This window comes from Intrasporangium calvum, from assembly GCF_028446585.1.
Lineage (GTDB): Bacteria > Actinomycetota > Actinomycetes > Actinomycetales > Dermatophilaceae > Intrasporangium > Intrasporangium calvum_A.
Window position 1 is genome coordinate 1 of sequence record NZ_JAPFQL010000131.1, and the last position, 5,195, is coordinate 5,195.

Consider the following 5,195-nt stretch of genomic DNA (forward strand, 5'->3'; position numbering starts at 1 on the left):
TGGGGAGACGAACCCATCACCCATGACTGAGCCAGCGGGGGCCGCCGCGCATCGCACGGGCGCCGGGCACCGCACGGCCACCGCCTGGCGGTTCCTCGGCCTGGCTGCCGCTGCCGCCCTGGCCGCCTCGTCCTGGGGGTCCGGCTCACGACCCACGCTGCACACCCGGATCCTCTGGCCGGGCCTGGCCCCGACGGCGGAGTCGGGCGGATCCCCCTTGGCCGCGACCGTGTCGGTCCTGGCCATGGGAGCCCTGGTGCTCGCCTGGTGGCGGCTGCGGACGGCCGTCGTGAGCGAACGCTGGTGGTGGGGGACGGCCGCGCTGTGGTTCGCGCCGCTCATCGGGTCGGCGCCGCTCTACAGCCGCGACCTCTACTCCTACGCCGCTCAGGGCGCCCTGTGGTCCGAGGGGCTCAGCCCCTACGAGCACGGGGTCGAGGACCTGGCGTCGCCGTGGCGGGAGTCGACCGCACCCACCTGGCTCGAGACGCCCTCGCCGTACGGGCCGGTGTGGTTGGTGATCGCCCGCGCCGCGGCCACGCTCGCCGGTGAGCAGCTCTGGGTGGCGCTCCTGCTGCTGCGTCTCGTCGCGGTCGCGGCCGTGGTCCTGCTGGCCTGGGCGGTCGCGGACGTGGCGCGCCAGGTCGGCGCGCCGGGGCGCCCCGCGGCGTGGCTCGCCGTCGCGACTCCGCTCGTGGCGGCCCACTTCGTCAGCGGCGCCCACAACGACGCGGTGATGGTGGCTGCGGTCATGGCGGGCTTCGCCCTCGCGCTGCGCGGCCGCCTCGTCGTCGCCGTCGTCGCCGTGGCACTCGGCGCCATGGTCAAGGTCACCGCAGTCGTCGCGCTGCCGTTCGTCGCGCTGCTCTGGGCTCGCCACCTCGCCAGGCTCCGCAGTGCGGACGCCGCAGCACCGGACGACGTGCCGCTCCCGTTCCGGCGCGGGGACGTCGCGGCCGGTCTTGCCCTCACCGCGGTCGCCGCCGCGATCCCGATGGCGCTGGTCACCCGGGCCGCGGGACTCGGAGGTGCCTGGCTCAACCCTGGCGCCACTCCCGGCCGCAACGAGCAGTGGACCTCCTTGCCGACCGCCCTGGGCATGGCGGTCGGGGCGGTCGGGCACGTCCTCGGACGCCCGGAGTGGCGAGACCCCGCCATTGCCGCGTCCCGCCTGGTCGCGCTCGTGGTGCTGGGTCTCGTCCTCGTGCTCATCTGGCTGGCGGCCGCCAAGCCCGAACCCGCCCGCCGCTCGGCGGCGGACGCCCCAGCGGGCGAAACAGCGGTGGCGTGGCGCCGGCGCATCGTGCGGGGTGCCGGCTGGGCCTTCCTCGCCGTCATCGTTCTCGCCCCGGCGTTCCTGGGCTGGTACTTCCTCTGGGCGCTGCCCCTCCTAGCCGCCACCGACCGCGACGGCGACGGCGACACCGACCCGGCGACCCGACGTTGGCTCGCCGTCGCAGCCACGATCCTCTGCTTCGCCCAGCTCCCCGACGGCTACAGCCTCGGCCTCACGACGACCGCGGTCGGCGTCCCGATCGCGGTCGTCGCTCTCGTCCTCCTCCTGCGGGCAGCGGTCCGGTGGGGTCGTCGCACCGAATGGCCCGGACTGATTGCGCTCGATCGGCCTCTCACCACGGCTCCGGTGGGAAATGATGGTGGGGTGCGCCGCAGGGCCGAGCCTTCGCAGCGGAGCTGGTCACTCGAGCCCGAGCCGGAGATGGACTCCGGCCCCCAGCCCCCTCCTGCCCCCGCGCCCCGACGCCCGCGCCAGAAGGGTCTCCCGCTCTTCTTCTCGGCTGTCTTCCTCGCGATCATCGGCGTCGCCGTCTGGAGCTGGACCGCACAGGTCGCCGTCGAGGATGCCGCGGCCCTCTGGACCCTGCGCGATCGCGCCCGGGCGGTCACCTCGGACTTCCCGGCGTTGGCGACCAGCTCGAGGCCACCCTGCGGGGTCACCGACGAGGCCTGGGTGGAAGTCACCTGGGGGAAGATCAGCGGGCCGACCGTCGACGAGATGGAGACGGAGCTGCGGGCCCTGAACTGGCTGCGGGACACGGCGGCGGACGGCGTGGTCCTGCACCAGGTGGAGGAGGGGCGCGAGCTGACCGCCGAGGTCACCCCTCCGACGGGCGAGGTGGGCGTCCGCCTCACCCTCACCAGCCCGGCCAACTCGTTGGCATGCCTCCTCCACTGAGGGCCGCCCTGGCCTGAGGGGGTCACATGACGAGAATCACGCGACCTCTGCCGGAAGCACCTGAGAGCCTGTACCCCATGCGTCTCGTGTCCCAGTCCAAGAAGCTCGCGTCCGTCTGCTACGAGATCCGGGGGCCGGTGCTCGCCGAGGCCAAGCGGCTCGAGGACGAGGGCCACCGGATCCTCAAGCTCAACATCGGCAACCCGGCGCCCTTCGGCTTCGAGGCTCCCGAGGACATCCTCGTCGACGTGATCCGCGCCCTGCCGACGGCGCAGGGCTACAGCGACAGCAAGGGCATCGTCAGCGCCCGAAGGGCGATCAAGCAGCACTACGAGGTCCGTGAGTTCCCGCGCCTCGACATCGAGGACATCTACCTCGGCAACGGCGTCAGCGAGCTCATCGTGATGGCGATGCAGGGCCTGCTCAACAACGGCGACGAGGTGCTCATCCCGGCACCGGACTACCCGCTGTGGACCGCAGCTGCGTCGCTGGCAGGCGGCACCCCGGTCCACTACATCTGCGACGAGCAGGCCGGCTGGGCGCCCGACCTCGACGACATCGCGAGCAAGATCACCGATCGCACCAAGGCGATCGTCGTGATCAACCCCAACAATCCGACCGGCGCCGTCTATCCGGTCGACGTCCTCGAGGGCATCGCGGAGCTGGCCCGCAAGCACCAGCTGATCATCATGGCCGACGAGATCTACGACAAGATCCTCTACGAAGGCGCGAAGCACACGTCCATCGCCGGGCTCGCTCCCGACCTGTTCTGCCTCACCTTCAACGGCCTGTCCAAGGCGTACCGCGTCGCGGGCTTCCGCTCCGGGTGGCTCGCGCTGACCGGGCCGAAGGAGCACGCGCGCAGCTACATCGAGGGCCTCGACGTCCTCGCCAACATGCGGTTGTGCGCCAACGTGCCCGCGCAGCACGCCATCCAGGTGGCGCTCGGGGGCTACCAGTCGATCAACGAGCTGATCCACCCGGGCGGGCGCCTCCTCGAGCAGCGTGACAAGGCGTGGGAGATGCTCAACCAGATCCCCGGTGTCTCGTGCACCAAGCCGCAGGGCGCGCTCTACCTCTTCCCCCGGCTCGACCCGAAGGTCCACCCGATCCGGGACGACGAGCGGTTCGCGTTCGACCTCCTCAGCGAGGAGAAGCTCCTCGTCGTGCACGGGACGGGGTTCAACTGGCCGTCCCACGACCACTTCCGCCTCGTCTTCCTCCCGCGGGTCGAGGAGCTCGAGGACGCGATGCAGCGGATCGAGCGCTTCCTGTCCACCTACTCCCAATAGGCCGTATGCCGCTGGGCTCGGTCCGCGAGCCAGGCTCGTTCGCCTGCGTCAGAGGCGGGTGGCGGCCCACCACTTGAGCAGGGCCCCGAGGACGACGGCCCAGGCGACTGCCAGGGCGAGGGCGAGCGCGATGGCCACGGCGGCGTGGCGCCGTCCCCGCGGCTCGCGGGCCATGCTGAGGCCGCCGAGGGCCAGGCCGATCAGCTGCGGGGCGAAGCAGAAGCCGAAGACGACTCCCACGAGGGACGCGGCCAGCGCGGCGCGGGCCAGCGGCGCCTCCTCCGCGAGCCTCGCGCCGCCGAGGCGTGAGGGATGATCGGCTGCAGACACGCGTTCAGCCTAGTGATGGAGACCCAGATGACTGTCCGATCCCGGTTCCCCCGGCGCGCTGGCCTGGCCGCCGCCGCGCTCGGCCTGGTCGCGGTGCTCGCCGGGTGCACGGAGGAGATGCCCGGCCTGACCGACCTGCCGCCCGACGTCGCGGCGGCCCGACCGACGATCAGTGGCGAGGAGGCGCGGTTCGTCCTCCTCGCTCGGGAGCGGGGCGCAATGGTCACGGGGAAGACCGTGGCGGACGACATCGAGACCGGGACGACCGTGTGCTGGGCGCTGCAGAACGGCGCCACGCTGGAGGAGATCGCCGTGGACGGGGCGGGCAAGCCGCTCGGCAACGAGGGCGACCAGCTGCGCACCAAGCAGCTGATGGCTGCTGCGGTGGAGGGGCTCTGTCCGGACTACGAGGAGCAGGTGACCGGCCTGAAGCTTCCGTGACGTCTCACCGCGTGGAGGGCGCGGAAGAAACCGGCCCTCCCGCGCGGTTGGCACCACCGTGACCCATCGGACCAGTCCTCGCGCGCAGCTCAACATCCTCGACCTCGTCCAGATCGCCGAGGGCGGCTCGGCCGCGGAGGCCATCGCGCAGACGGTCGACCTGGCCCAGCACGCCGAGCGGTGGGGCTACGGCCGGTACTGGATGGCGGAGCACCACAACTTCCGCGGCGTGGCGTCCTCGTCGACGGCGGTCCTCATCGGGCACGTCGCTGGCCACACCTCGAGCATCCGGGTCGGTGCCGGCGGCATCATGCTGCCGAACCACGCTCCCTACGTGGTCGCCGAGCAGTTCGGCACGCTCGCGACGATGTATCCCGGACGCATCGACCTCGGGCTCGGCCGCGCTCCCGGGACCGACCAGCCCACCGCGCGGGCGCTGCGCCGCAACGAGATGGCGGCGATGAACTTCGCGGCCGAGGTCGAGGAGGTCCAGGGCTATCTCGGCGACCCCGACCCGAGGGCTGCGGTCCGGGCCATCCCCGGCGAGGGCACCCACGTGCCCATCTGGGTCCTCGGCTCGAGCCACGGAGGTGCACAGGTCGCGTCCGCACTCGGGTTGCCCTACTCCTTCGCGTCGCACTTCGCGCCGGCCGCGCTGATGAGCGCTCTCGATGTCTACCGCCGCGGCTTCCAGCCGTCCCCGCTGCCCAACGGCCTGGACGAGCCACGGACGATGGCCGGCGCGAACGTCATGGTGGCCGACACCCAGGTCGAGGCCGAGCGGCTGTTCACGTCGGTCCTCGACCGGTTCCGCGGCATCGTGACCAACCAGCGCAGTGGGCTGCGGCCGCCGGCGGACGCGTCACCCGCCGAGCTGCTCGCCTCGTGGTCGCCGGCCGAGCGGTCGGCCGTGGCCGAGATGACGCGGGTCTCCTTCG

Annotated in this window: 5 protein-coding genes; 4 read left to right on the plus strand and 1 reads right to left on the minus strand. The window is 72.3% G+C overall.

Annotation, left to right across the window (positions count from 1 at the left end):
• Window positions 1-22: 22 nt before the first annotated feature.
• On the plus strand, window positions 23-2,194 hold the full coding sequence (gene mptB, locus OO014_RS18750) for a polyprenol phosphomannose-dependent alpha 1,6 mannosyltransferase MptB (RefSeq protein ID WP_272463848.1): 2,172 nt from the start codon (window positions 23-25) through the stop codon (window positions 2,192-2,194).
• Window positions 2,195-2,271: 77 nt separating this feature from the next.
• On the plus strand, window positions 2,272-3,486 hold the full coding sequence (locus OO014_RS18755; RefSeq protein ID WP_272463849.1) for a pyridoxal phosphate-dependent aminotransferase: 1,215 nt from the start codon (window positions 2,272-2,274) through the stop codon (window positions 3,484-3,486).
• Between the two features lie 48 nt (window positions 3,487-3,534).
• Here the strand turns inward: OO014_RS18755 and OO014_RS18760 are convergent, their stop codons facing one another.
• The gene (locus tag OO014_RS18760; protein WP_272463850.1) at window positions 3,535-3,816 is read right to left on the minus strand and encodes a hypothetical protein; all 282 of its coding nucleotides are present in this window, start codon (window positions 3,814-3,816) and stop codon (window positions 3,535-3,537) included.
• A 27-nt stretch (window positions 3,817-3,843) separates the two neighbouring features.
• Between OO014_RS18760 and OO014_RS18765 the strand changes: the two genes are divergently transcribed.
• Both OO014_RS18765 and OO014_RS18770 read left to right on the plus strand, forming a co-directional pair.
• Window positions 3,844-4,257, plus strand: a complete 414-nt coding sequence (locus OO014_RS18765) for a DUF732 domain-containing protein (protein WP_272463851.1) — start codon at window positions 3,844-3,846, stop codon at window positions 4,255-4,257.
• A 58-nt stretch (window positions 4,258-4,315) separates the two neighbouring features.
• Window positions 4,316-5,195: LLM class flavin-dependent oxidoreductase (locus tag OO014_RS18770; protein ID WP_272463852.1), on the plus strand; the 880-nt coding region annotated here is incomplete at its 3' end.